This is a genomic window from Lactobacillus sp. W8093 (genome assembly GCF_016100925.1).
Taxonomy (GTDB): Bacteria; Bacillota; Bacilli; order Lactobacillales; family Lactobacillaceae; genus Lactobacillus; species Lactobacillus helsingborgensis.
Genome location: NZ_JACFRL010000007.1, coordinates 106546 through 130836, shown reverse-complemented (window position 1 = coordinate 130836; position 24291 = coordinate 106546). Strand labels below are relative to the sequence as shown.

The following is a 24291-nucleotide window of genomic DNA, read 5'->3' as shown; positions in this document are numbered from 1 at the left end:
TATGGAAGTAAAAGATGGTAATGAACTAAAGCAAGCTATCCATGACATTAATGTTCAAGAAGAATTAACTGAAATTGCTAAAGAAGATCCAGATGCAACATTAATTGGTGATTCAGAGAACTCAATAATCTCGAGATTAGCAACTGGAGGAAATGTCTATAAGAATGAAGGAAAATTTTTAGCACATCGCTTAAAAGTTAACCACGATTCTCTAGATAAATTGTGTGAAGAACTTGATTATGATCCTTATGATTTTCTAAGCAATAGTTGTGAAGTTGATGAGGGAGATAGCTTTTTGCCACTAATTGAAGGAGCATACGGCTGTCAAAGAATAGGAGATTTAATAAAATGAAGCTTTTTAAAATAAACAGTGCAATCAAAGAAGTTGCTGATAAAGATGATATTGATTCAGAAACATTAAAAGATACACTTGATTCTTTGAAATTAACCAGAGATGACAAACTGGATGGATTAGCTGGATTAATTGAACGAGACAGCGCAAACATCGAATTTTTGACAAACAAAATCAAACAGCTTACAGAGCAGAAACATCATTACGAAAATCAGAAAAATAATTTGCAAAATTATATGACCGAAGTAATTGATGATGCGGGTATTAAAGAACTACATACTGAACATTACATCCTCAAGCCACGTAATTATAAGCAAAAGACCATCATTTCTGATGAGCGTAAATTACCCAAAGTTTATATCGTAACCAAAGAAGTTTCATCAATAGATAAGAGAAAACTTTATCAAGATATGAAAAATGGTCAAGAAGTACCGGGTGCACATTTAGAACCTAATAGAAAAACAACAATTAGTTAGGAGGTTTTTATGTTAAATAAAGAATTTTTAGATTGGCAGGAAGAAACTTTTAAAGCGATTGAATTATGGACTATCCGTTTAAAGAACGAGGCTTTAAAGCAAGACACCTATAAAGGTGCAATTAATTACCTTGATATAAATTATCCTAGTCCAATATGCGCACATGAAGGATCACCTAGCGAACAGTTTCAATCAGTGATTAGATCCATGTTTGAGGAAGCGAAAAAGATGGTTTATGACGAAGCACAAAGTCAGGAGATTAAACATAGTAAATAATAAAAATGTACGAATTAAGATCATATCAAAACGATTTAATTCAACACATAACTAAATCAATGCAGAATGGTCACCATCACATTATTGTGCAGTCACCACCGAGGACGGGTAAGACAGTGGTAATGACAGAAATTGCCAGGAGAACAACTGATAAAAACAATCGCGTGATGTTTATTATTCATCGTAAAGAAGTACTTGACCAAGCTAAAACTACCTTCAAAGCACAAGATGTTAAGCCTAACTTAGCAACAATGGGATTAGTGCAGACACTATGCAAACGGGTAAATAAGTTACCTGAACCACAATTGATTCTGATTGATGAAGGACATCATGCTCTGGCAAAGAGCTACCAGAAAATACTAAACAAATTCAAAAATGCTTATGTATTGTTCTTCACAGCTACTCCTAGACGAACAGGTCAGAAGCAACTAGATCAGATAGCAGACGATATTATTGTTGGTAAATCAATTAAAGAAATAACTAATGAGGGCTTTTTAGCACCATTCAGGTATTTCCAACCACCAAACGATTTTAATAGTAAATTACTAAAACGCAGTTCAACAGGTGACTACACTAATAAATCAATGGATGAGGCAATGAACACTAAAATCTTTGGCCATGTGGTTAAGCAATATCAGCGGATTGCCAAAGGGATGCAAGCAGTGGTTTATACCTATTCCATTGAATCAGCAAAGAGGGTGGCTCAAGAATTTAACGATGCAGGAATTGAAGCTAAAGAAGTTGACGGTAAAACACCAACGGTCGAAAGGGACAAAATTGTAAGTGATTTTAAAAATCAGAAACTAAAGATATTGGTTAACGTCAATTTATTTACTGAAGGGGTCGATTTACCCAATGTTGATTGCGTAATCATGGCTAGACCCACTATGTCACTAGCATTGTATTTGCAGTTTTCAATGCGCTGCTTAAATCCTAGACCGGGAAAGACAGCAATAATTATTGATCACGCTAATAATGTGCGAAAGTTTGGCTATCCGGATGATGATCGTGACTGGAAGCAGGCAGTGGTCAGTGGTACGAAATCTGTTTCCAAAATAAATACCAATCCAGGAATGGCAATAATTACTTGTGATTACTGCTTTGCAGTTGTGAAAACCAGTGAGGTTAAAAATGGCAAGTGTCCACTCTGCGGAAAGCCAATCAAAGTTCACGAGGCAAAACAGGTTAAAGATGTTGATTTAGTTGAAGCAAAAAATCGTAAAAAATTAATAGCGGAAATAGTAAAAAGCGATTTACTTAAAAAAGTCGCAAACATGAAAGTTAGTGAATTAAAATCTCCAGCCGAATTTAATGCTTATGCAAAATTGCATGGCTATAAGCCAGGATGGATTTATTACCAACTTAAAATGAGAGGAATGATTAAGAAATGATAGTTTTACCTAAACCAAAAAAATTAGAACCAAAGGCACAGCCACACAACTTTTTCATCTGGGGAGCACCAATGAGTGGCAAAAGCTATTTTGCAAGCTTTTTCCCAAATCCGATTGTACTTAACACTGACGGCAACAGCGATCAGGGAACCGCACCAGCGTTTCAAATTAGGAATTTAAGAGACAAAAATGGCAAGCCAACGCAGCTAGTTACCCAACAACTTGACGATATTATTTTAGCTTTACAGACTGAAAATGAGCAAAGAAAACCTGAGGAGCAATTCAAAACGATTGTAGTAGATGTAATAGATGACATTATCGTTATGCTTGAGCAGGCAATCTGCTGGGATAACAATGTTAAGTCATTAGGTGATATCCCATACGGTAAAGGTTATGCATTATTTAACGCGGCATTGCAACAGCTAGTAATGGAACTGAAAGCTTTGCCGATGAATATTATCTACATCAGTCGGGAAATTTCAATCACAGACGAAAATACTGGTGCGACTACTTACCACCCTTCGCTTAAGACTAAATACTTTAATGTGGTGAACGGCAATTGCGATGTGGAAATTAGAACTAAAAAAGTTGGAGATGGCGTTAATGCTTCATATTTCAGGGAAGTAAAAAGTTTGAGAACACAATATAATCCGAAAAATATAACAGACCATCGTATTTTAAAATTATTAGAAACTTGTAACGGAATTTTTAAAAAGGAGACTAAATAATGAGTTTACTTGATGCAATGAACGAATTGAAACAAAAAGGTTTTAACCCCAAAGAAGGTAAGGAATACAACCCATATGAGCCGATTCCAGATGATACCTATCTTATGAGTTTTGACAATGTGACTCACAATGCTAAAGGCGATCGAGATTTCCTGATGTTAACTTTTAGCGTTATCCAGGGTGAATATGAAGGTAGACAGGAGTCTATCTTCCCATCACTTGCGCAAACAAAAGCTAATGGTGATCCAATGCCGAATTCAGTTATTGCTAGAAGCATTTCTGAAATTCAAATTATTGGAGAAACACTTAACAATCCAGTGCCCGACAAGTGCTTTGCTTTTGAAAATGAAACCGAGGCTTATGATGCAATTGCCGAAGCATTACAGCCAGCATGTGGCAAGGTCTTAAAAGTAACCATTAAAACTACTCCTAATAAGAAAAATCCGCAATATCCGTTTAGAAATTATACATTCGAAAAGCAGGAACAACCAAAAGTAGCCGATGCCAAAGATCCATTTAATGGAACAGGCGATACTGTTGATATTAACGATGATGACTTACCATTCTAAAAAAATTAATAGGTTAAATTATGCCACTAGAAAATCTAGTCAATTATGCAATTAGCTATGCAACACACGGATTTTCTGTCATTCCAATTGGCTCAAATAAACGACCGCTGATTAAATTTGCCGATAAACCACCATTGTCAAGTGATGAGATTAAACAGATTTGGCAACGCTATCCATTGGCTAACATTGCACTTAAAACTGACAAGTTTTTCGTGATTGATGTTGACCGTCACGGTGATGTTGATGGCTTACAATCCATCCTTAATTTAGATCATAACGAATGGTTTAAAGATACATTGCGAGAAAAGACTGCTCATGATGGTTATCATTTCTTTTTTCAAAAACCTGCAAAAGAGAATGTGACGCAATGCATCGGTTTCTTACCAGGTGTTGATTTGAAAGCTCACGAAAATAATTATGTGGTAGTCGCTCCGAGTAAAATTGATGGCAAGTCCTATCGGTGGCTTAATCATAAGCCCATCAGACCAGCTCCCGCTGGTTTACTGGAATTAATTCAAAGTAAAGCTAAGCCTGAGAAAAAGACGATTTTAGACTATAAAATTGCCAGTAAAACGCAGACCTCAAAGCTATTTGAATTAATTGTGAACGGCTTAGGCGATACCGGCAGGCGCAATGATACTCTTACCAGTTTTGTCGGTGGCTTACTATATCGCGGAGTTGATCCAGCTGCAGCAGCTAAATTAGCATTAATTGCAAATACTAATACAACAGACAGTCTTCCGCTGAACGAAGTCGAAAGAACAGTAAATTCTGTAATTGAAAAAGAGATTAAAAGAAGGGGGATTGAATGAGTGACGTTATTAAAATCAATGAGAAAAACGCTGATAAGTTACGTAAAGCCACGATTGAGCTTGAACGTCAAAACAATGGTGCCGTTAAAACCACCAGCGTTAAAAACGTAGTTCTGATTTTATTGCATGATCCCAACCTCAAGAATTTATTTCGATTAAATGAATTTACCCAAGAAATAGATGTCGTAGATAATCGTAAATTAGAAATAAAGAACATTGGCACTGTCATAATTAGCAAGGGTCAATATACAGATCAGATTACTAATTCAGTTGAATTATACATTGAAGCTCGTTCAGATTATGAGCATGCAACTTTTAAAAATGTGATTATTGAGCAGGCAATAGACAATGTCGCATATATGAATTCCTATAATCCGGTAATTGACTATATGGATAATGCTTATAAACATTGGGACAAGAAACGCAGGATTGATAATTTCTTTCCCGAATATCTTGGAGCCAAGAAGAATGCGACCACAACATTAATTACTCGGACATGGTTAATGGGAGCCGTGGCTAAGGCTTATAATCCTGAAACTAAATTTGATTACGTTTTAGATTTAGTCGGTGGCCAAGGAGTCGGTAAAACTTCAATCCTTAAAAACATTGCACCAATGGGACTATATACAGACCAGTTTAATACTTTCACTAAGAAAGACGATTTCGAAGTGATGAAAAACGCTCTGATAGTTAATGATGATGAAATGACTGCTAGCAACGAGGCCAGTTTTGAAGAAATTAAAAAATTTATTACCATGCAAGACTTCGAATACCGTAAGCCTTATGGTCATAAGCCATTGCATTTTAAAAAGAAATTCGTCATCGCTAGAACAACTAATGAAGTTAGGCACTTACGTGACCGTTCAGGCGATCGGAGATTTTTATCAATTTACGCTGATCCGGACAAGCAAACTAAAAATCCTGTGACCGATTTAACTGAAGATGTGGTGCAGCAGTTGTGGGGCGAAGTAGTTTGGCTATATAAGAATGCTAAAGATCCATTTAGATTTACACCAAAACAAGAAGCTTTACTTAAGCAAAATAGAGAAGAATTTCGCTATACGTCAGGTCTTGAAGATAATTTAATGGATGTTTTAGAGAATAAATTTAAAGGGCAGAAGTTTATTCCTAACCGGGAATTATCAGTTGCTTTGTTTCAAGACCCTAACGCTTTGTCACGGAATAATAAGCAGACACGTGATATTCGTTATTACATGGAACACATGGGTTACAACACAAGTGCTGTAGTTAAAATTAATAAAAAAGCTGTAAGAGGATTTCAAAAGTTACAGTAAGTTACAGTAAAGTTACACTAACTGTAACCGCGAAATCGCTTGTGTAAGTAAGTAACAGGGGTATTGGTTACAGTAAAACAGTAAATATTAATAAAACTTTTTATTTATATAATATATAGCTTCCTAGCTTTAAAAAAAGTTTTTATGAAATTTACTGTAACCAGTAAACTTTGATAAGCAAAACCCTTGAATGAGTAAGAAAAGAATAGGTTACAGTAACTGTAACCGGAGTGTAACTTTTGAGGAAAATATTATGGAAATTATTGAAGGAAAAATTAGGGAGTATTACTATGGCAAGAACATTATATCGAAGGAATAAGGATGGCAAGGTAATCTATGTTGGTCATGTGCCACCTGAATATCAACTAAAAGCCAACGAGTTTTTTCAAAAGTTGCCGAATGAAAGGAGCAATTAATGAAAGGGATATATTTTCTATGTGAAGCCTTAGGTCTCTTATTCGGCGTTATTGGCTACATACTTTTAGATTTAAAATCTGATAGAAAATTACTATTTGGCATAGCACTAGCATTGATAGCGGTGGGTTTCATTTTAATCATTGGATCAATTATTCTTGAGAAATATATGTGGTGGACAAGTTTAGGGTGGTAAATATGAATGATAATTTAAAATTTAGAAAATGGAACAAAGAATCTAAAACTATGAGCGATGTTGAAGTTCTAGATTTACGTTCAGGGCAAACATATACAGACGACCCAGTTATTATGCAATCTACCGGCTTAAAAGATGCTATAGGTAAAGAAATATATGAAGGCGATATTCTATGTTTGCCAACGCATTATCGAATTATTATGTCTAATGTTGATCGTTGGGTGGATGAATTTTTAGAAGTTAAATATTCTAGCTTGTTTGGTGGATTTATAGCTTTACCATCTGAAAAATCTCTCAGCAAATATTTGTTTGATGGCTTTGATAAAAATGGATTCTATCACAAATATCCGAAAATCGTTGGTAATATTTATCAAAATTCGGAGCTGATTGACTATGTCTGAGCATGAAATTCAAAAACAGATTATGCGTGAATTATCAATGCATCATTGTACTGTCTTTAGAACTAATGTTGGCAAAGTGCTGATGCAAAATGGTAGGTGGTTCGATACTGGACTACCTAAAGGACATCCAGATTTATATGGTTTCAGATGGGTGGACAATCAAGTATTTTATATAGAAGTAAAATCTAAAATTGGTAAACCTAGAAATGATCAGATTAGATTTCATAATTTTCTATTATCACATAATGTAATACATGGAATTGCTCGTAGTACAAAAGATGCTCGTATGATTGTGGAAGGAGGCTTGGTGGGATATGGCTATCCCGTATAATTTAATTCATAATTTAGAAAATGAATATGGAACATTAGCATTGGTACCAGAAAATAATTTAACTTTAAAATCTATTCAAAAATCGCTTTATAACAATGAAGAAGAAATTATTGACGCTAAAATCACTACCTTAATTAATGATGGTTATTCAATTAGTGAAATAGCAACTGAATTAAATTTTAGCCAAAATAAAATTAGATCGGCTGTTAATCGTTTAGGATTAGAAGTTAAACCATATTTTAAATATGTGGCGATTAATCGAAAAACCGGACAAAAAATATATAGTAAAAACTTTAGCAAATACCGTGTTATCACTCATCAAACACTTAAATTTGTTGATAGCGCAAGGCTTTATTTAGATAAAAAAGGATATTATTTAAGAAAGTTTCGCAAAATTGTCCGCTTTAAAAAGCTAAAATCCGGAGATAAGTATTTTTGTAAAAACAAAATTTATACCAAAGAATAGAAAGGAAAGAGCTGTGGAAGAAAACATCGATTTACCTATTGATATTGATCAGAAAAGAACCGCTCAAAAGGTACGTGACTTTTTCAAATTTAATTTTGAACATTACCTAATAAGAGCTGGTTATCATCGTACTGACCTTAGCAGTCCACAGCTTGATCCTACTGGTATTATGAGTCATGGTGGCAACTCAGCTGAGAATAAAATGGCGACTATTTTTGAAGCACAAGATAAATGCCAAGCAGTCTATCATGCCATTGAACAATGCGCTGATAGTTCAAAACAACCATTTAGGACAATCCTAAAATCATTATATATAGATGAACTTAGTGATTGGCAAGTAGCAGCTAAGGTGCAGTACAGTGATTCCAGGTACGGTGACTTGAAAAGATATGCTTTGTGTCAGTTTGCAGACACAATTGATACATGGAAAACAATTTATAATGTAAAAATTCCAGAACTTAAGGTATTTAAAAATCGGGTCAATATCGGGTCAGAATCGGAGAAAGGTCGGATTGAATAGGTGTTATATTGGTAGCATCAAGAATAAAAAATAATTCTTGAATGTGTATATACAAAAGTGGCGATAGGTTCGAATCCTATCGTTGCTCTAAACGTGTAATTTAATACGGCAGTCAAGGTATATTATTTAAAGGACTTAACCTATTGATTTACATGTTTTTTATTATATTCATCTCAAAGAAACTAGCTTTAACGGCTAGTTTTTTGTATTATTTTTATGAGGTGAATAAAATGACTATTTTACAACAGTTTTTATACGAAGTCTTTAAACAACCGCAATCAGCGGATTGGGCATCAGCAATTGGTACAGTGGCTGCGGTAATTGTGTCGATGTACTTTTCATTTAAAAATGAAAGAAAGAATAAGCAAAATGAAATTGATTCTTTTCTTCCATATTTTGTCTTTGATGATTATAAGCTATATTATGATCGTGATGAAGGTACAATTTCGCTTGATGAACTTAAAAAAGCGCATATACATTTTTCATTTAAAAGCATAGAAGGTAATTTACCAGTAATAGATTTTAAATTAATTCCTGAATTCAAATTTAAAGAAAGTACTGAGGATGAACAAAAGCCTAATTTTAGTAAACTTATTACTAGAACTAGTATTTTACCTGGAACATATGTTGAGCCTGTAGATTTACCAGATTATAATTATGAACTTATGACGTTACCTAGCGAAAGAAATTATCCTCGTACTATATATGTTGATAAAATATATGTTAGTTGTAAAACGGTGAAAGGTACAGATATTTTTGTTGACTACGATTTTAGCGAAGGCGTATTACAATATAGAAAAGACAAAAGAAAAATATATTCGGGAAAAGTGAATCATCATACAAAGAAAAAAATAAAAGATGACATGAAAGAATTCAAAAAATTATCAACTTGAAAAATCGAAAGTACTTTGCAGAGTACTTTTATTATATTCATCTCAAAATAACTAGCTTTAATAGCTGGCTTTTTGTATTATTTTTTATGAGGTGAATAAAATGGCAGATTTTTTAAGTTGGTTAGTTGTGTTTACTTTAGTATGGTTATTTATATTTAAATTTAGCTATGGAAAACTAAGAAATTACGTAATTAAACATAAAAAAATTTTTATAGTCTTTTTGATTGTTATGAGTGCTTGCATCATGTACGCTGTTCAAAATAATGCAGTTAGCATTTTGCATATTTTAAAATATAAAAATACTGCAAGTTGGTTTAGTGCAATAGGCACAGTAGCTGCGACATTTGTGGCTTTGCTGCCTCAAATTATGAAATTAGAGTCAAGTGACATACTATTTCAAGTTTCAGTTGAAAAGGTAGATGCTAAAAGATTTAGAGTAAAATATGAGATTACTAATTTTTTAGATAAATTAGAAAAAATAAAAATAGAAAATTCCTCATTAGAATTTTTTGTTTTTAAACCCGATAAGTACAAATTAGGTCAGACCGAGGCATATTCGGAGAAAGATTCTCTAATCTCTCAGTCCTTTCGTCATAATGTGAATTCAGGTGATGGTCCGGAACAAGCATTATATTTACCAGCTTTTGGCAAAAAGCAAACAATTTATTACTCCGAACCTATAGTGATAAATATTATAGAGAAGTATGCAGGAAAAGATATTGATTATCATGAAGATGAAATAGATATTCATAAAAACACGGTAATGTTTGTTATTCAAAAAGCAAAAATTAGTGTTAAAAGAGATAAAAAAAATTATTATGCTGAAACAAGCTATGATATAGAAAATTATAATTTTTACTTTGAACATAGACATAACGTTGAAAATAAGGGCTAATAGTAATCAAAAAAATAGTTACTATAACAATATATTAGACTTAAAAAATCTAAAAATGTATAAGTTGAATGGGCTATTTGTTGATGAATTAAGATTGTTAGCAAAGTAAAGGATATTATTGATAGATAAATAAGAAAAAAAACGAGGTAATTGATGATTAATATTAATAATAATTTTAATTGTAAGCATTTATAAATCAAACAAATAAAAAACAGCATAGCATTCGAAGGGATGCTTTTTTTATTTATCCAAACTTAGGAGGTGGTGAATGATGTGATGGTACACAAAAATTCACAAAATAAAGCTTTTAACAACTTAAATAGTGATCGTAGAACAGCAGTTAAACTATTATTTGAAGATACTTTAACCGATGAAGAAATTGCTAAAAAAGTGAATCGAAGTAGGCGAACGTTAGCGAAATGGAAAAAGGATCCATTATTTGTTAAAGCTCAGCGTGAATATAGCATTTCTCAGCTTGATAATGCTTTACCTGATTCTATTAAAGAACTAATTAAGTTGATTAAACATGGAAAATCAGAAATGGTTAAGTTGCAAGCGATTCAAACTGTATTTAAACGAGCAGGGTTATTTTCAGATGTTGGTTCACCTGATTTAGATAAAGCTAAGTTGCGCAAAGCTATTGCTGAAGCACGTATATCTGAACATCAAGCTGATCGATTGGAATCAGATAATTCTGATGACACGACGGTAAACATCAATTTTGACGTTCCAAAGGAGGATAAAGATGCAAGTAAGTCTTAAAGATAACATCTCACCTGCGTTTTATAACCTATTTTGGGACGTTAACAACAAAAAACATGCTAATTATTGGCTAAAAGGGGGACGTGGCAGCACCAAGTCCTCTTTTATTTCAATAATGATTGTTCTTGGTGTGATGCAAGATAAAAATGCTAATGCTATTGTCTTGCGTAAGGTGGCAAACACGTTACGTGATTCGGTTTTCGAACAGTATTTATGGGCAATAGACCTTTTACACGTTGACGAATACTGGCAATCGTCTGTTAGCCCGATGCAATTAACGTTTAAGCCAACCGGGCAACAGATTAGATTCAAGGGCGCAGACGATCCACGTAAGATTAAGTCGCAGACGTTCCGCCAAGGCTACACCAAGTTTAAGCACTTCGAAGAAGTGACAGAGTTTAAAGGCATGGAAGAAATCCGATCAATCAACCAGTCATTAGGCCGTGGTGGCTCAGGTATCATTACTTTTTACTCCTATAACCCACCAGCTAGACAATCTAATTGGGTTAATCAGGCAGTAGACCAGGAACAGATGCGTAAAGATACATTGGTTAACTTGTCCGATTATCGTTCTGTGCCTAAGTCTTGGCTTGGTATTGAGTTCTTAGCAGATGCAGAGCAGTTGAAAAAGGACAACGAGAAAGCATATCGTCACGAGTATCTAGGTGAAGTAACTGGTACTGGCGCGGAAGTGTTCAACAATATCACAACACGTGCCATTACTGATAATGAAATTGCAGCTTTTGACAAAGTATATCATGGCTTAGACTTCGGTTTTGCACACGACCCTACAGCTTACGTAAAAATATATTGGGATGCGGCTAGACGCCGTATTTTTATTTTTGACGAATTCGAAAGAGTAGGTTTAAAGAATCGTGATGCAGTTGAAATGATTAAGCAGCGTAACCCATTGAATGAACCGGTAATTGCAGATTCAGCATCCCCGGGAACAATAGCAGAATATCGTGACCTAGGCTTGAACATTTACGGTGCTCGAAAAGGTCAAGGCTCAAGAGATCATGGTTACAAGTGGCTAGAAGATTTGCGCGAGATAGTCATTGACCCTGAAAGGTGTCCGGATGCATGGAGAGAATTTACTGGGTACGAGTTTGAGCTCGACTTGAACGGTAACTATAAATCGGGTTATCCAGACGGCAATGATCATACAATGGACGCTACACGTTATGCACTTGAAAGATTAATTCAGAAAGGAGGTTTCGAACCTTGGAAGTAGAAGCGATGAAAAAACTTTTGCAAAACACGCAGGCAAGACGGTCAGAGTTTATATCTAAATTCAGCACGTCAAAAAGATATTATTTAAATGAGAATGATATTACTCTGAAGAACAATGGCGAGTCTAAAACAAAAGAAGAAGATGCTGGTAAGGAAAGCAAAAACCCTTTTAGAGCTGCTGACAATAGGGTAAGTTCTAATTTCCACCAGTTACTTGTTGACCAAGAGGCAGGATATCTAGCAACTAAACCACCGACAATAGACGTTGATGATGATAAGCTCAACCTGCAAATTAAAAATACGCTTGGTGACAATTTTGGCTTAAGGCTGAATGAGCTAGTGGTAGATGCAGCTAATGCAGGTGTGGCTTGGTTACACTACTGGATAGATGAAAGCGGACAATTTAGATATGCAATTGTACCACCTGACCAAATAACCCCGATATATTCAACTGATTTAAACCGTAAGCTAGTGGCACTGAGACGCTCATATAAAGAGCTAAATCCAGACACCGCAAAATATTCCTGGGTACATGAATATTGGGACGAACAGACGGTTACAGCTTTCAGGTCGAGAGATGAGCAATTTACCGATCTTCAACCATTGGACGATAGATTTACAATTTATGACGCAGCAACTGGAGCTGAAACTGGTACATCAAGTGTCAACCATCATGGTCTAGGTCGTATTCCATTTATAGCCTTTCCCAAAAATAAAGAGCAACAACCTGATCTATATCATTACAAGGGCCTAATTGATGTCTATGACAAAATCTATAATGGCTATGTTAATGACTTGGATGATATTCAGCAGGTGTTTTTAATTCTGAAAAACTATGATGGTCAAGATTTCGATGAATTCAGAAAAAACTTGCGAAAATATAAGGCAATTAAAATCGCAAATTTGGGCAATGCTGATGCATCAGGAGTAGACCAGATGGCAATTGATATTCCTACTGAAGCAAGAAATTCAATGCTTGAGACTACTAAGACAAACATCTTTGTACATGCCCAGGGTATCGATCCAACCGATTTTAAAACGAACAATGCCACAGGAACAGCCATTAAGATGCTATATTCACATTTGGAATTAAAAGCAGCTAAAACGGAAGCATATTTCAGGGACGCTCTTACAGAACTTGTTCGTGCAATTATGAACTGGCTACATGTGCCAGACGCAGATAGTCGACCAATCGAACAAACCTGGACTAGAACAGCAATTCAAAATGACGTTGAAAAAGCGCAAGTGGTTGCTCAGTTGGCAAATTGGACGAGCAAAGAAGCAATCGCTAAGGCTAACCCAATAGTTGAAGACTGGCAACAAGAGATGAAAGACCAACAGGAAGATGTTAAAAACCGTAATGATGAATATGGCAAGCCTGACATTCTAAACGGTGGTGACAATAATGACGACCAAGAGAGAGGTTAATTATTGGAAACGTCGTTTTCTTTTTGAAAAAAAGCAACAGTTGCAGAATACTGCTGAATATGAAACAGCAATGCGTGCTCGTTTAAAAGAAGTTGAGCAGGTATTGGAGCAGGAAGTCGACTATTGGTTAAAGCGATATGCATCTAATCAGGAAATTACTATTAAAGATGCTCGTAAAATACTGTCAACTATCGGCACACGTGACTGGCACATGACACTAAAAGAGTTTAGAGCTAAGGCAAAAGCTGGCGGATTTGATAGAGAACTAGATGCCGAATATTTTCAAAGCCAATTATCAAAGCTTGAAAACATAGACGAGCAATTAACTAGCCTGTTAGCTCAATACGCGACCTCAGAGACCGATAAAATAGAGAATAGTCTATCTAACCAGTATCAACAAACCTACATGCACAGCATCTATTTAACGCAAATAGAGAAGGCTAAATTATCTAGCAACTTTGCCAACGTAAATGAGTATTAGGTAAAAGCGATTGTGCATAAGCCATGGCGAGGCAGTGATTTTTCAAAACGCATTTGGAAAAACTACACCGAGGTGTTACCGAATGAGCTAGGAGATGCACTTTTACGTGGTTCTGTTTTAGGACATTCTAACGAGCAAATATTTAAGATGATGCGCCAACGCTTGAAAGACGTTGAAGATTATCAATTACACAGACTGATTATCACTGAAATGGGACATGTAGCAGAGACAGCTACAGCTCAAGCATATAAAGAGGAAGAAGTTGACCAATACCAATATTTAGCAACGCTTGAATCACACACATGTGATGAGTGCGCTTATCTAGATTTAAAAGTCTTTGACTTGAAAGATAAGGTTGAAGGTTTAAATTATCCGTTAATATATCCATATTGTAGATGTACAACAATGCCATATATTGAAGGTTTGCCCGATAGCTCTGAACGCTGGGCTCGTGATCCTGAAACGGGCAAAAGTATGTATGTTGAAAACATGACCTTTGACGAATGGCAAAAAGAAATAGATAATCAGCGTAAAAATCTAGTCAAAGTGTATAAAGTAAATAAAGCTTCAAGATACATAACAAATAAAAGAAAATATAAGTGGAATGAACTTAATGCAGAGCAGTATAATAAACATGTAAGGGATACGCCTGAATTTAATAACTATAAAAAGGGTCGGAAACGACCATTAAGTGAACTGGTTATATCTCCTGCTGAAGCTCAATCGCTGATTGACAAATATGGAAAGAAAAACGAAAGCGTTAATAAAAATCAGATTATGTTTAAACATGAATCATATATTGGTTTATGGTCAGACATAAATGGTAAATTATTTCCAACTAAACGAGGACGTATTTCCTATAGAAAAAATAAAGGTGCACATATTACACCTAGAAAGCCAGACAAATTAGATTAAAAAGGTTGAAAAATGGATCCACATAAAATGTCTTTACCAGAAATAATTGCAAATTTTCGCGCAAGAAATGTCACATTTACATTAAAAGATGGTAGCAAGAAAACTATTTTTGTTGAAGAAATCGAAAATGAGGACGATGATCAGCCTGAACTAATCTTCATGGCTGCAGGTGACGATCCTCAAGATATTTGGATTTCAGAAGTGGTCAGTGCAGTACCAGCATAGGAGAGAAATATTATGTCCCAAAACAGCTATGAAACTATAGAATTTAAAATTTTGCAGTATCTTAAAGAATGTAGAGATAATGTAGAACAAATTAATCCTGATCAAATAAAAAAGATAGCTGATAGTGTTGGCTCAGATAAATTTGTGAGTGTTTTAAGTGATTTAGAAAAGAGAGGGTATGTTGATAAAAAAACATTTGAAATAGATCCACAGGGCTTTTTAACAATTAACATACTAAAAGATAGCCCTATTACTGATCAAGGTTTACAATTCTTGTCTGAAAACTCCAGCATGACTAAATTGTATGAAGCTTTAAAAGAAGTAAAGTTTTGGCTTAGTTAAAGTTTATTAAAGCAGCTTAACAGCTGCTTTTTTATTGCCCTGAGCATGGCGTAAAAAGGCTTATTTTTTATACCTTGATTTGTGTTCGCCACACGTAAAAAAAGCGAGAGAGGAAACAAATATGAAACGTGAAGAACTAAAAAAATTAAATTTAACAGATGAACAAATTGACAAAGTAATGAGCCTACATGGCGCCGATGTTGAAAACTCAAAGTCCAAGATTGACGAATTGAATAAGACTAACGAATCTTTGCAGTCGCAGATTGCAGAGCGTGACAAGGATTTAAAAACACTCAAAAAGCAAGCAGGCGATAATGAAGAACTCACTAATCAATTCAAAGAGTTGCAATCCAAATACAAACAGGACACCGACAACTTAACTAAAGAATTGCAACAAACAAAGCTTAATAGCGCAGTCGACAGTGTATTGGGCAAGGCAAAGGTTCGCAATTCTAAGGCTGCTAAAGCTCTACTGAATTTGGACGAGGTAAAACTCAACGATAAGGACGAGCTTGAAGGTTTAGACGAGCAAATTAGTTCATTGCAGAAATCAGATGGCTATTTATTCGACCAGGGCAGTAAAGAACCGTATCAACCACAAGGTGGTAGCGGTAAGACCGATCCTGATCCAGTAGCCACTATGACTAATGTTTTTAAAGGAGAAAATATAAATAATGGCAACAGTTAATTATGCCGAGACATACCAGAAGTCGGTACAACAAGCATTTTATGATGGAAATTTATATACTAGTGCATTATGGCAATCACCTTCTAATAATTTAGTAAATTTTGTTGGCGTTAATCACATTAAGTTACCAAGGTTAACCATATTAGACGGACGAAAAGATAGAAAAAGAAGGACAATTAACGCTGTCGAAGCTAACTACAGTAATGACTGGGATATATATGAATTAAAAAATGAACGGTATTGGAGCACTTTAGTAGATCCCTCAGATATAGATGAAACTAATTATGTCGTTTCAATGGCTAACATTACCCGTCAATTCAATTTGGATGAAAAAATGCCAGAGATGGATAAATATATGTTTAGTAGACTTTTTAAAGAAAAAGAAACTAAAGATTCGAATAAAGGCATCTATACAGATACACTAGATGAAAACAACATATTAACAGCATTTGATAACATGATGATCGATTTTGATGAGGCTCGTATTCCAAATAAAAATAGATTTTTGTACGTAACCCCAAGAATTAATGCAGTATTAAAGCGCGCTGATTCTATTAACAGGGTACTAACATTAAAAGATCCGAATAATATAAATCGAACAGTGTATAGCTTAGATGATGTTTCAATTGTTGTAGTCCCCTCCGATTTAATGGAAACTGCTTATGATTTCACTATCGGGGCTAAAACTATCGCTGATTCTAAACAAATTGAAATGATGCTCATTTACAACGGTGTTCAAATTGCCCCTGAAAAATATAGCTTTGCAGGTTTTGATTCACCAAGTGCTGCTAATAACGGCAACTACCTTTATTACGAGCAATCTTACAATGACGTTTTATTGCTGAACACTAAGACTGCGGGCATTCAGTTTGTGATTGCAGACAAAGTTGCTTCACAAGCGCCATCAACTAAGTCAACAACTAAAAGCGGGAAGTAAAAATGAATGACGAACGTAAAAAGGAGATTAAAGATAAGGTCACCCAATTTTTAGGTGACAAGGCAAACGATGATCTGATTAATTTTAGTGTAGACAGAGTAATTCAATCAGTGGCCAACTTTACCAATATACCTGTTGATGAATTGCCTCCAGAAATAGATAGCACTATCATGGCAATGTGTTTGCAATTAATTCAGACGCACAGCTGGCCTGGTTCTAACAGTTATGTAGTCAATTCAATCAGTGAAGGCGATGTATCGGTTAACTTCGGATCACCTGCTGAAATTTTTGCCCAAGTGCAAAAACTTAATCCAGTTACCAATGACTTTATCGGTAATTTAATCCATTTTCGGAGGCTTCCCCAATGATCGACGCATTTAATAGGCTTAAAGACATAGCCCCGATGTTATGGACTGACAAGGTTACTATTCAGGCTACCAAGAAGGTAGTTAATGAACACCACATAACCACGAGTGAGCCTGTGACGGTCGTCTCAGATGAACCAGCTAAGGTTATACTCAAAGGATTAAAAGCCAGTGAGCAGTCTTTCTTTGGTTCTGACGAGTATGACGCAACGTTACTACTCAGAACAGGAATAGATGTGCCAGCAGGTGCAACTATTATTGTAACTGATGTTAATGGCAAAACTACCAAATATAAACGCAGTAGTAAGGGTTACTCTGGTTATGTGAGCCACCAAGAAATAGCAATGACAAGGGATGAAAAAGCATGAGTACATTTGGAGACCTTGACAATAGCCAGTTTGAAGAATTTGCAAAACATGTTAATACCCAAATATCAGGTGGTCAGCTAAAAAATGAAGTCAAAAACAGCGTTAAGAATGTTGGGGAAACCTATAAGCGCAATGCGGAAGCTAATACACCGATTAAAACTGGGGATCTAAGACGTAGCTGGGAACTTAAAGGTCCTTTTTTTAGTGGGACAGATATTTCAGTGGAATTACGCAACAGCAAAAACTACGCTTCATTTGTGGAAAATGGGTATAGACAGACACCAGGCAGATATGTGCCAGCTATTGGTAAGAAGTTAAAGGCAAGCTGGGTACCTGGTCAGCATTTTCTGCAGAAGGCCACTAAGCAAACTTCTAACCAAATTCCACAGCTGATTACGCCAGTAATGGATGACATTTTAAGGAGGTTGTAAGATTGACAATCATTGAACGTATTGCTGACGAGATAGCACAGTTATTCCCTAATGCAATCATCTACACAGAAAATCAAGCAGACGGATTTAACGAGCCGTCTTTTTTTATTGAGAAAATTGATACCAGTTCGGCGCCTGAATTGTTTGACAGGCAATATCGAAAGTATGCCTATCAGGTAATCTATTTTCCTGATCCAGACCATCCTAAAACGGGTATGGAGCGAGTGGAAGATTATCTTCTGAGCGGTTTATTAGAGTTAAAAAATTTTGCTCCGTTAAGGCATATACAGGTTACGCAACAAGAAGACAACACGCTGGTTTATCAGTTTGAAATATGGGGTAGATTCTACCCGGATAAAAAAGATGAAATTAAATTAAACAATGAAGAAGTGAAAGGACAAATTATATGAGTTGGAAAACACAAAATAAACGCCGTCCCGGTGCCTATTTTAACGTTGTCGGTAAAGGCAATAACAATAATGGTACGGATATTGGAAGGACATTACTACCAGTTGGCACTCAGCTAAATTGGGGCGCTAAAGGGATTATTAAATTAAACAGTGACTCAAACTTTAAAGCATTGCTTGGGCATGATATTGATGAGCCTGAACTGCAAACGCTCCATGAAGTGCTTAAAGGTGCGAATACAGTTTTATTGTTAAACAACAATGATGGTGTTGCGGCTACAGCCAACGATGAGTCATTACCATGGGCATTCACTGCTAAATATTCTGGCACAGTTGGCAATAATTTACATGTGACTGTACAAAAAAGCGATAGCAAGGTGATCGTATCAACTTTGTTAGGCAGTAGGATTGTTGATCAACAGGATATTAATGTGGATAAGCCAGAAACACTAATGTCAAATGACTATATTATTGTTAAATTGACTGACAGAACAACACCAACAAGTCCTGACACTAAGGACAGTGATGACAATGCTAAGGCACCAATTGTTAAACCAACGAGCCTTAATCCATTAGCTGATTTACAGCATGATGTGACTGTTGATTTGACAGGCGGAACTACTACGCCAGTAGACATTAGCGATTTATTAAATGATGCACTTGAAACCGAAGACTACGATGTAGCCACTACAGCTGGTTTCCCAATTGATAGCCCGATACATAAGCAATTGGTTGATGAGATTAAGCATTTACGGGAGGACAATGACATCAAAGTACGTGGTGTTGTTCCATATACGGGTGACAAGGTTAATTATGAAGGTATTTCTACCGTAGCAAATGGTGTTGTGTTGGAAGACGGTACTGAACTAGATGCCACAGTAGCTGCAGGGTTCTTTGCAGGAGCATCAAGTTCTGCAAATGCAGCCAAATCATTGACCTACGTTGAATATCCAGATGCAATTAGCGCATATCCGAAATTCAGCAATGACAGAACTATTGAGCCTTTGGAAAATGGCGAAATAGTTTTTACAACAAAACGCAATGAAACTGTTGTAATTGAACAAGATATTAACTCCTTAACAAAGGTAACAGCAGAAAAGCCAGTATTCTTTAGTAAGAACCGTGTAGTTAGAACAATGGACACGATTGTTACAAACACTAAGCGGACATTTGAAGATATGTTTATTGGAAAAATTACTAACAGTTCAACTGGACGTGATTTGTTTAAAGCTAACCGTGTAAGCTACCTGCAAAGTTTAGCAGATGCGAATGTAATTAGTGATTTCAAGGAAGATGATATTTCGGTAGAAACTGGTAATGACCGTGATTCAATTCTCGTTAACCTAGCAGTAAAACCATTGGATTCGATGGAGAAACTATACGTGACAATGGTTGTTCAATAATTAGGAGGTAAAAATAAATGGATGAAACAGTAAGCACAGTTGGCAGTTTTTTAAATGGCCGTGACACAATTTCCACCAAAGATGCCAAGGTCTACGTCACAATTGATGGCAAGGTAATTCCGTTAATTGAATGCAACGAATTCAGCGCAAAACTTGAAAAGAACAAAGAAGATGTGCAGACATTGGGCAGTCGCTGGAAGCACAAGAAGGTTACTTCCGTTGAAGGCACTGGCTCGCTTGGTGGCTATTTAATCAGTTCAAACTGGACTAAGTATGCTTTGCCCTATGTACAAGGTGGCAAAGACCTTTACTTTGAAGTGACGTTTACCATTAACGACCCAACTAGTCAGGCAGGGACACAGACAATCCATCTAGGCGAAGTCAACTTGGACGAAGTGCCACTAGCCGATTTCAAGGCTGACGATGGCGTTATGCAATGGAAATCAGACTTTACGTTCGAACAAGTAAACCTAGTTACACCATTTACTGGTTTTGATTTATAAGGAGAAATGAAAAATGACTGTAAGTAAAGAATATAACGTAAGCGATTTTTTGGCAGAAAACGTTAAGCAAGAAAGGACCACAAAGGAAGTTAAGATTACGGGCTATAAGAAGCCTTTTGTTATTCAAAGTGTGACATCTGAAGAATTCGACCAGTTACAAAAACAAGCCACACGAAAGCTAATTAACAAGAAAACATATCAAGAAATAGAAAAAACTGATAACGACAAATTCGTTGATCTGTTAATTGAGAAGTCAGTCGTAGTACCTGACCTGCATGATGAAAAGCTCCAAAAGAGTTGGGGATGTCTGGCTGAGCCAGCTAAATTATTAAGGAAAATGATTCCGAAAGCTGGTGAATATGGCGATCTATTGGAAGACATTCAGAAAATATCTGGCTTTGAAATTGACAAATTGAGTGATTTTGTTGAGCGAGCAAAAAACTAATTGAGTCCAACAGGGACTTTAATTATTGCTACTACTGCATTAACGAGTATCACTGGACACCTAAGCAGTATGCAGGCTTGTCACTTAAGGAAAAAGCATTAGTACAAGCTACCATTGATATTAAAGTTCAAGCTGAAGATAAAGCTCAGAAAGAGGCTAAGCGTGAAGCTAAGAAAAACAGATAGAAAGGAGGGTAAAGATGGCAACAATTAGTGGCACCTTAAGGCTTAATGATGCCTTTAGCAATGTGTTAAATAAATTTAATTCAGGCATACAGCGGAGCGTTGCAGCCAGTGACAGGCTAAAGTCAACGCTCAATAGTGGCAGCAATGGCATGACAGCCTTAAGTAATAGTGCAAATAAAGCGAAAGTAGGCTTCCGTCATCTCAATGCAGGCTCTGTATTTGGCAGTATGATCAATCATGCTGCTAGCTTAGCTAGAACTGGAATAACGTCCTTAATTGAAGAACTAAACAATTCTACTGTTGCATGGTCAACATTTGAAAGTAACATGCAACAAATGGGTAAAAGCCCAGCAGAAATAAATGCAGCCAAAAAGTCATTGCAAAAATTTGCCCAAGATACCATATACTCCTCGTCCGACATGGCATCAACTTATAGCCAATTAGCAGCGGTCGGCACGAAAAACACGACTCAGTTAGTTAAGGGCTTTGGTGGATTAGCAGCTGCGGCTACCGATCCTAAGCAAGCGATGAAGACACTCAGCCAACAAGCCACTCAAATGGCCGCAAAGCCAATGATACAGTGGCAGGACTTTAAATTAATGCTAGATCAGACCCCGGCAGGTATGGCTGCTGTCGCAAAGGCTATGGGAATGTCTTCGAGACAGTTAGTAAAAAATGTCCAAGATGGTACTATCAAAACTGATCAATTCTTAAGTGCTGTTGCCAAAACAGGTACTAATGCGAACTTTTCAAAAATGGCTACGCAATATAAAACTGTTGGGCAAGCGTTAGCTGGACTTAAAGAAACGCTTGCTAATAAGGTTCAGCCACAATTTAAAAAGCTTAGTGACATCATAATTAAGGAAATCACGAAATTTAGTGATAAATTGGGCAAAGTTAACTTCAAAAAGTTTGCGGATAGGCTAATTGATGACATTATTCGCGTTAAAAAAGGAATCATTAGTTTTACTAAAGGATTTACAAGTTCTTTCGGAAAAAAAGATTATTTTAATTTATTAGAAAAGAACGCAAACAGTTTATCCACAATATTTTCAAAATTAACTAATAAGTCAGGTCTAAAAAACTTATTGTCTAATATTGGACAAAGAGTAGGTAAGTTTGCACTAAGTATGGCTCAGGGAATCGCCAATTTAATACAAGCGATTTCTAAAATTGATCCTAGTGCGATTAAAGCTCTAGGAGTTGCTTTCTTAGCCCTAAAATTTGGTACTAATGGCTTAAAACTAGTGGCAATCGCAGCTGGACTAAAAATAATTAGCAGGTTAAGCCCCAGTCAATTACAACGCTTAGCGACAGCAATTACTGCTTTAGCCACAGCTTTTGTTGCCTTTAAAATTGCAGTAGGGGCACTTAATGCAGCTTCTGAGATAGTTGGTTTTGTTAACAGGACTAAAGAAAGTATGGGCAATCTTGTCAATTTCTTTAGCACGACCTTGCCCACAGCTTTTAGTGGACTTGGTGACGCAATAACAGCAGCACTTGGACCAGTCGGTTTAATAATTGCTGGGATAACAATCTTAATAGCAGGAGCAGTTTACGCATGGCAAAAGAATATCTGGAATTTCAGAGATAATATGCAAAACTTGTTTAGCAATTTTGGATCTGTATTAGAGCCTTTGCAAACTGCGTTTAGCGGTTTAGGAGAAGCACTAGAACCAGCTAGTGGCGCATTATCAGTTTTCGGTCAAGTTATCGGCAGAATTAGTATTATGTCAATCTATAGCATTGCCATTGCATTGTCGTTAGTGGCTGATAGAGCTGCACATTTAGTAAGCATATTAGCAGCTGATATTTATTTTATTCGTGGCTTTATTGATGCTTTAGGTACTGTGGGAAATGCAATAAAAGATGTTTTCACTGGTAATTGGAACTTTAGCAATACCAGAAATGCTTCACATAGTGTCCTAAGAGATCTGCAGGGAATTGGAGACAGCCTAAGTCGTATTAATGATAATACAACTCTTGAGAACACCATTGCGTCACTGCAAGGCGTTGATTTGAAAGCAAAAAAAACTAAATCAAGCTTAGACGAAATAAAGTCGCAAGGGGTAGTAGATAACAATAAGGCTATTGCAGATATGAACAATGTTAGTGCGCAAAAAGCTCAACTCAAGAAAAATAAAACCAAATTGCCAATCTATTACACAGCAGATCCAGCATCTTTAGCAAAAATTCAAAACCAGCTTAATTCCAAAGTTTCTAAAGGTAAATCAAGTCAAAAATTTAAGTTTTCAGGTAAAAACTTTTTGAATCAATTTCAGCAACATGCAACTAAAGTGAAAGTCAAAGTTGACACCTCATCAGCTGCAACAGCTAAGAAGAAACTTCTATCACAAATTGGCTCAAAACCAATTAAAGTTAAAGTAGCTAAACCTAAGATACCAACTCCAAAAAGGCCAAAGATTAAGACATTACATGCTAAGGTAGCTAGACCTAAGGTGCCTACACCAAAAGTGCCAAAAATTAAAACTTTGCATGCCAAAGTGGCGAAGCCTAAAGTGCCACAACCAACAATGCCAAAACTGAAGACTATCCCAGGTCCTAAGATTGGCAGAGCTAAAACGGGTGCATTTTTGGCAAGTGTTCGATCTGCAATTAATCAGGCTGCAGCTATTGCACGATCAGGGACTGGACCAATGTATAATGCCGGCACAATGATTGGGCAAGGTTTAGCTGACGGTATGCGATCTCAACTTGGAGCTGTGGCCGCAGCTGCTAATGCACTAGTTGCACAGGCAGACAAAGCAGCACGTGCTAAGGCTAAAATTCATTCACCATCTAGGCTGTTTGCTGAAATCGGTGGCTTTATTGGTCAAGGTATGGCGGTTGGTATGAATAGCACACAAGGAGTTATTGCTAGTGCCAGTGAGGCCATGATTGCCATCGCTACACCTGATGCAATAGGCGTTGATTATGATGCTAATATTAACGGTTCAGGACAACCCGGTGGACTAATTAACACCAGGTTTGGCAATAGTGCTACCAGTAATGACAATCGTAGTTCCACAGTCACAATCGAAAGTGGCGCTATTCAAATTAACAGTACAGGCAATGCGGACTATGACGCTGATACAATTTTAGCAGCGATTGAAAATAGACTAATTGCTCAGAATGAAAAATCATTAAGTTAGAGAGGT

General features: G+C 36.2%; 33 protein-coding genes. All 33 read left to right on the top strand.

Translation table 11 applies throughout. The annotated features are described in order from the left end of the window. The first annotated feature begins 1 nt into the window (after nucleotide 1). The 33 genes from H3T47_RS06420 (at nucleotide 2) to H3T47_RS06265 (ending at nucleotide 24285) form a co-directional block, all read left to right on the top strand. A complete protein-coding gene (locus H3T47_RS06420; RefSeq protein ID WP_199282913.1) occupies nucleotides 2–352 on the top strand; it encodes a hypothetical protein in 351 nt (116 codons plus the stop codon). Continuing rightward, on the top strand, nucleotides 349–828 hold the full coding sequence (locus tag H3T47_RS06415) for a siphovirus Gp157 family protein (RefSeq protein WP_199282912.1): 480 nt from the start codon (nucleotides 349–351) through the stop codon (nucleotides 826–828). The genes H3T47_RS06420 and H3T47_RS06415 overlap by 4 nt, the downstream gene beginning before the upstream one ends. A gap of 9 nt (nucleotides 829–837) precedes the next feature. Continuing rightward, entirely contained in the window at nucleotides 838–1104 is a 267-nt protein-coding gene (locus H3T47_RS06410; protein ID WP_199282911.1) for a hypothetical protein, read from the top strand. A gap of 5 nt (nucleotides 1105–1109) precedes the next feature. Beyond that, a complete protein-coding gene (locus H3T47_RS06405; RefSeq protein ID WP_199282910.1) occupies nucleotides 1110–2495 on the top strand; it encodes a DEAD/DEAH box helicase in 1386 nt (461 codons plus the stop codon). After that, complete coding sequence (locus H3T47_RS06400; protein ID WP_199282909.1) at nucleotides 2492–3223, top strand: AAA family ATPase; 732 nt, start codon at nucleotides 2492–2494, stop codon at nucleotides 3221–3223. Before H3T47_RS06405 ends, H3T47_RS06400 begins: the two co-directional genes overlap by 4 nt. Then, a complete protein-coding gene (locus tag H3T47_RS06395) occupies nucleotides 3223–3792 on the top strand; it encodes a single-stranded DNA-binding protein (protein WP_199282908.1) in 570 nt (189 codons plus the stop codon). Before H3T47_RS06400 ends, H3T47_RS06395 begins: the two co-directional genes overlap by 1 nt. A 20-nt stretch (nucleotides 3793–3812) precedes the next feature. Then, nucleotides 3813–4604 (top strand): bifunctional DNA primase/polymerase, encoded by a 792-nt coding sequence (locus H3T47_RS06390; protein ID WP_199282907.1) that lies wholly within the window; start codon nucleotides 3813–3815, stop codon nucleotides 4602–4604. Next, nucleotides 4601–5899, top strand: coding sequence for a virulence-associated E family protein (locus H3T47_RS06385; RefSeq protein WP_199282906.1), 1299 nt, complete (start codon nucleotides 4601–4603; stop codon nucleotides 5897–5899). The genes H3T47_RS06390 and H3T47_RS06385 overlap by 4 nt, the downstream gene beginning before the upstream one ends. A 290-nt stretch (nucleotides 5900–6189) precedes the next feature. Continuing rightward, entirely contained in the window at nucleotides 6190–6315 is a 126-nt protein-coding gene (locus H3T47_RS09350) for a hypothetical protein (RefSeq protein ID WP_255528546.1), read from the top strand. Beyond that, complete coding sequence (locus H3T47_RS06380) at nucleotides 6315–6509, top strand: hypothetical protein (RefSeq protein ID WP_199282905.1); 195 nt, start codon at nucleotides 6315–6317, stop codon at nucleotides 6507–6509. Before H3T47_RS09350 ends, H3T47_RS06380 begins: the two co-directional genes overlap by 1 nt. A gap of 2 nt (nucleotides 6510–6511) precedes the next feature. After that, complete coding sequence (locus tag H3T47_RS06375; RefSeq protein ID WP_199282904.1) at nucleotides 6512–6910, top strand: YopX family protein; 399 nt, start codon at nucleotides 6512–6514, stop codon at nucleotides 6908–6910. Beyond that, entirely contained in the window at nucleotides 6903–7241 is a 339-nt protein-coding gene (locus H3T47_RS06370; protein ID WP_199282903.1) for a VRR-NUC domain-containing protein, read from the top strand. Before H3T47_RS06375 ends, H3T47_RS06370 begins: the two co-directional genes overlap by 8 nt. Next, nucleotides 7225–7707 carry a hypothetical protein gene (locus H3T47_RS06365; RefSeq protein ID WP_199282902.1) on the top strand — a complete coding sequence of 161 codons (483 nt, stop codon included), beginning with the start codon at nucleotides 7225–7227 and terminating at the stop codon, nucleotides 7705–7707. Before H3T47_RS06370 ends, H3T47_RS06365 begins: the two co-directional genes overlap by 17 nt. Nucleotides 7708–7720: 13 nt before the next feature. Next, nucleotides 7721–8227 carry an ArpU family phage packaging/lysis transcriptional regulator gene (locus tag H3T47_RS06360; protein WP_199282901.1) on the top strand — a complete coding sequence of 169 codons (507 nt, stop codon included), beginning with the start codon at nucleotides 7721–7723 and terminating at the stop codon, nucleotides 8225–8227. Between the two features lie 230 nt (nucleotides 8228–8457). Further along, nucleotides 8458–9120, top strand: a complete 663-nt coding sequence (locus H3T47_RS06355) for a hypothetical protein (protein WP_199282900.1) — start codon at nucleotides 8458–8460, stop codon at nucleotides 9118–9120. Between the two features lie 100 nt (nucleotides 9121–9220). Further along, nucleotides 9221–10015, top strand: a complete 795-nt coding sequence (locus H3T47_RS06350) for a hypothetical protein (protein ID WP_199282899.1) — start codon at nucleotides 9221–9223, stop codon at nucleotides 10013–10015. A gap of 276 nt (nucleotides 10016–10291) precedes the next feature. Beyond that, a complete protein-coding gene (locus H3T47_RS06345; RefSeq protein ID WP_233335869.1) occupies nucleotides 10292–10777 on the top strand; it encodes a phBC6A51 family helix-turn-helix protein in 486 nt (161 codons plus the stop codon). Next, a complete protein-coding gene (locus H3T47_RS06340) occupies nucleotides 10761–12011 on the top strand; it encodes a PBSX family phage terminase large subunit (RefSeq protein ID WP_199282897.1) in 1251 nt (416 codons plus the stop codon). The genes H3T47_RS06345 and H3T47_RS06340 overlap by 17 nt, the downstream gene beginning before the upstream one ends. After that, the gene (locus H3T47_RS06335; protein WP_199282896.1) at nucleotides 12002–13438 is read left to right on the top strand and encodes a phage portal protein; all 1437 of its coding nucleotides are present in this window, start codon (nucleotides 12002–12004) and stop codon (nucleotides 13436–13438) included. Before H3T47_RS06340 ends, H3T47_RS06335 begins: the two co-directional genes overlap by 10 nt. Then, complete coding sequence (locus tag H3T47_RS06330) at nucleotides 13416–13919, top strand: hypothetical protein (RefSeq protein WP_199282895.1); 504 nt, start codon at nucleotides 13416–13418, stop codon at nucleotides 13917–13919. Before H3T47_RS06335 ends, H3T47_RS06330 begins: the two co-directional genes overlap by 23 nt. Before the next feature lie 12 nt (nucleotides 13920–13931). Beyond that, nucleotides 13932–14834, top strand: coding sequence for a minor capsid protein (locus H3T47_RS09415; protein WP_199282894.1), 903 nt, complete (start codon nucleotides 13932–13934; stop codon nucleotides 14832–14834). 12 nt (nucleotides 14835–14846) lie between these two features. Next, nucleotides 14847–15059 (top strand): hypothetical protein, encoded by a 213-nt coding sequence (locus H3T47_RS06320; RefSeq protein ID WP_045927889.1) that lies wholly within the window; start codon nucleotides 14847–14849, stop codon nucleotides 15057–15059. A 12-nt stretch (nucleotides 15060–15071) separates the two neighbouring features. Further along, entirely contained in the window at nucleotides 15072–15401 is a 330-nt protein-coding gene (locus H3T47_RS06315) for a YjcQ family protein (protein ID WP_199282893.1), read from the top strand. Between the two features lie 121 nt (nucleotides 15402–15522). After that, nucleotides 15523–16089 carry a phage scaffolding protein gene (locus tag H3T47_RS06310; RefSeq protein ID WP_199282892.1) on the top strand — a complete coding sequence of 189 codons (567 nt, stop codon included), beginning with the start codon at nucleotides 15523–15525 and terminating at the stop codon, nucleotides 16087–16089. Next, nucleotides 16076–17026, top strand: coding sequence for a capsid protein (locus H3T47_RS06305; RefSeq protein ID WP_199282891.1), 951 nt, complete (start codon nucleotides 16076–16078; stop codon nucleotides 17024–17026). Before H3T47_RS06310 ends, H3T47_RS06305 begins: the two co-directional genes overlap by 14 nt. A gap of 2 nt (nucleotides 17027–17028) precedes the next feature. Further along, the gene (locus H3T47_RS06300; RefSeq protein ID WP_199282890.1) at nucleotides 17029–17394 is read left to right on the top strand and encodes a hypothetical protein; all 366 of its coding nucleotides are present in this window, start codon (nucleotides 17029–17031) and stop codon (nucleotides 17392–17394) included. Next, nucleotides 17394–17759 (top strand): hypothetical protein, encoded by a 366-nt coding sequence (locus H3T47_RS06295; protein ID WP_199282931.1) that lies wholly within the window; start codon nucleotides 17394–17396, stop codon nucleotides 17757–17759. Before H3T47_RS06300 ends, H3T47_RS06295 begins: the two co-directional genes overlap by 1 nt. Further along, nucleotides 17756–18190 (top strand): HK97 gp10 family phage protein, encoded by a 435-nt coding sequence (locus H3T47_RS06290; RefSeq protein WP_199282889.1) that lies wholly within the window; start codon nucleotides 17756–17758, stop codon nucleotides 18188–18190. Before H3T47_RS06295 ends, H3T47_RS06290 begins: the two co-directional genes overlap by 4 nt. 2 nt (nucleotides 18191–18192) lie before the next feature. Beyond that, complete coding sequence (locus tag H3T47_RS06285) at nucleotides 18193–18600, top strand: DUF6838 family protein (RefSeq protein ID WP_199282888.1); 408 nt, start codon at nucleotides 18193–18195, stop codon at nucleotides 18598–18600. Beyond that, the gene (locus tag H3T47_RS06280; RefSeq protein ID WP_199282887.1) at nucleotides 18597–20000 is read left to right on the top strand and encodes a phage tail sheath C-terminal domain-containing protein; all 1404 of its coding nucleotides are present in this window, start codon (nucleotides 18597–18599) and stop codon (nucleotides 19998–20000) included. Before H3T47_RS06285 ends, H3T47_RS06280 begins: the two co-directional genes overlap by 4 nt. 17 nt (nucleotides 20001–20017) lie before the next feature. After that, nucleotides 20018–20503 (top strand): phage tail tube protein, encoded by a 486-nt coding sequence (locus tag H3T47_RS06275; RefSeq protein ID WP_199282886.1) that lies wholly within the window; start codon nucleotides 20018–20020, stop codon nucleotides 20501–20503. A gap of 13 nt (nucleotides 20504–20516) precedes the next feature. Next, on the top strand, nucleotides 20517–20948 hold the full coding sequence (locus tag H3T47_RS06270; RefSeq protein WP_199282885.1) for a hypothetical protein: 432 nt from the start codon (nucleotides 20517–20519) through the stop codon (nucleotides 20946–20948). A gap of 199 nt (nucleotides 20949–21147) precedes the next feature. Further along, nucleotides 21148–24285, top strand: a complete 3138-nt coding sequence (locus H3T47_RS06265; protein WP_199282884.1) for a tape measure protein — start codon at nucleotides 21148–21150, stop codon at nucleotides 24283–24285. Nucleotides 24286–24291: the final 6 nt, after the last annotated feature.

What these genes read in the sequence shown, in the direction of transcription:
- H3T47_RS06420 (WP_199282913.1), top strand. Translation starts at nt 2, where the DNA reads ATGGAAGTAAAAGATGGTAATGAACTAAAGCAAGCTATCCATGACATT.
- H3T47_RS06415 (WP_199282912.1), top strand. Translation starts at nt 349, where the DNA reads ATGAAGCTTTTTAAAATAAACAGTGCAATCAAAGAAGTTGCTGATAAA.
- H3T47_RS06410 (WP_199282911.1), top strand. Translation starts at nt 838, where the DNA reads ATGTTAAATAAAGAATTTTTAGATTGGCAGGAAGAAACTTTTAAAGCG.
- H3T47_RS06405 (WP_199282910.1), top strand. Translation starts at nt 1,110, where the DNA reads ATGTACGAATTAAGATCATATCAAAACGATTTAATTCAACACATAACT.
- H3T47_RS06400 (WP_199282909.1), top strand. Translation starts at nt 2,492, where the DNA reads ATGATAGTTTTACCTAAACCAAAAAAATTAGAACCAAAGGCACAGCCA.
- H3T47_RS06395 (WP_199282908.1), top strand. Translation starts at nt 3,223, where the DNA reads ATGAGTTTACTTGATGCAATGAACGAATTGAAACAAAAAGGTTTTAAC.
- H3T47_RS06390 (WP_199282907.1), top strand. Translation starts at nt 3,813, where the DNA reads ATGCCACTAGAAAATCTAGTCAATTATGCAATTAGCTATGCAACACAC.
- H3T47_RS06385 (WP_199282906.1), top strand. Translation starts at nt 4,601, where the DNA reads ATGAGTGACGTTATTAAAATCAATGAGAAAAACGCTGATAAGTTACGT.
- H3T47_RS09350 (WP_255528546.1), top strand. Translation starts at nt 6,190, where the DNA reads ATGGCAAGAACATTATATCGAAGGAATAAGGATGGCAAGGTAATCTAT.
- H3T47_RS06380 (WP_199282905.1), top strand. Translation starts at nt 6,315, where the DNA reads ATGAAAGGGATATATTTTCTATGTGAAGCCTTAGGTCTCTTATTCGGC.
- H3T47_RS06375 (WP_199282904.1), top strand. Translation starts at nt 6,512, where the DNA reads ATGAATGATAATTTAAAATTTAGAAAATGGAACAAAGAATCTAAAACT.
- H3T47_RS06370 (WP_199282903.1), top strand. Translation starts at nt 6,903, where the DNA reads ATGTCTGAGCATGAAATTCAAAAACAGATTATGCGTGAATTATCAATG.
- H3T47_RS06365 (WP_199282902.1), top strand. Translation starts at nt 7,225, where the DNA reads ATGGCTATCCCGTATAATTTAATTCATAATTTAGAAAATGAATATGGA.
- H3T47_RS06355 (WP_199282900.1), top strand. Translation starts at nt 8,458, where the DNA reads ATGACTATTTTACAACAGTTTTTATACGAAGTCTTTAAACAACCGCAA.
- H3T47_RS06350 (WP_199282899.1), top strand. Translation starts at nt 9,221, where the DNA reads ATGGCAGATTTTTTAAGTTGGTTAGTTGTGTTTACTTTAGTATGGTTA.
- H3T47_RS06345 (WP_233335869.1), top strand. Translation starts at nt 10,292, where the DNA reads ATGGTACACAAAAATTCACAAAATAAAGCTTTTAACAACTTAAATAGT.
- H3T47_RS06340 (WP_199282897.1), top strand. Translation starts at nt 10,761, where the DNA reads ATGCAAGTAAGTCTTAAAGATAACATCTCACCTGCGTTTTATAACCTA.
- H3T47_RS06330 (WP_199282895.1), top strand. Translation starts at nt 13,416, where the DNA reads ATGACGACCAAGAGAGAGGTTAATTATTGGAAACGTCGTTTTCTTTTT.
- H3T47_RS06320 (WP_045927889.1), top strand. Translation starts at nt 14,847, where the DNA reads ATGGATCCACATAAAATGTCTTTACCAGAAATAATTGCAAATTTTCGC.
- H3T47_RS06315 (WP_199282893.1), top strand. Translation starts at nt 15,072, where the DNA reads ATGTCCCAAAACAGCTATGAAACTATAGAATTTAAAATTTTGCAGTAT.
- H3T47_RS06310 (WP_199282892.1), top strand. Translation starts at nt 15,523, where the DNA reads ATGAAACGTGAAGAACTAAAAAAATTAAATTTAACAGATGAACAAATT.
- H3T47_RS06305 (WP_199282891.1), top strand. Translation starts at nt 16,076, where the DNA reads ATGGCAACAGTTAATTATGCCGAGACATACCAGAAGTCGGTACAACAA.
- H3T47_RS06300 (WP_199282890.1), top strand. Translation starts at nt 17,029, where the DNA reads ATGAATGACGAACGTAAAAAGGAGATTAAAGATAAGGTCACCCAATTT.
- H3T47_RS06290 (WP_199282889.1), top strand. Translation starts at nt 17,756, where the DNA reads ATGAGTACATTTGGAGACCTTGACAATAGCCAGTTTGAAGAATTTGCA.
- H3T47_RS06280 (WP_199282887.1), top strand. Translation starts at nt 18,597, where the DNA reads ATGAGTTGGAAAACACAAAATAAACGCCGTCCCGGTGCCTATTTTAAC.
- H3T47_RS06275 (WP_199282886.1), top strand. Translation starts at nt 20,018, where the DNA reads ATGGATGAAACAGTAAGCACAGTTGGCAGTTTTTTAAATGGCCGTGAC.
- H3T47_RS06270 (WP_199282885.1), top strand. Translation starts at nt 20,517, where the DNA reads ATGACTGTAAGTAAAGAATATAACGTAAGCGATTTTTTGGCAGAAAAC.
- H3T47_RS06265 (WP_199282884.1), top strand. Translation starts at nt 21,148, where the DNA reads ATGGCAACAATTAGTGGCACCTTAAGGCTTAATGATGCCTTTAGCAAT.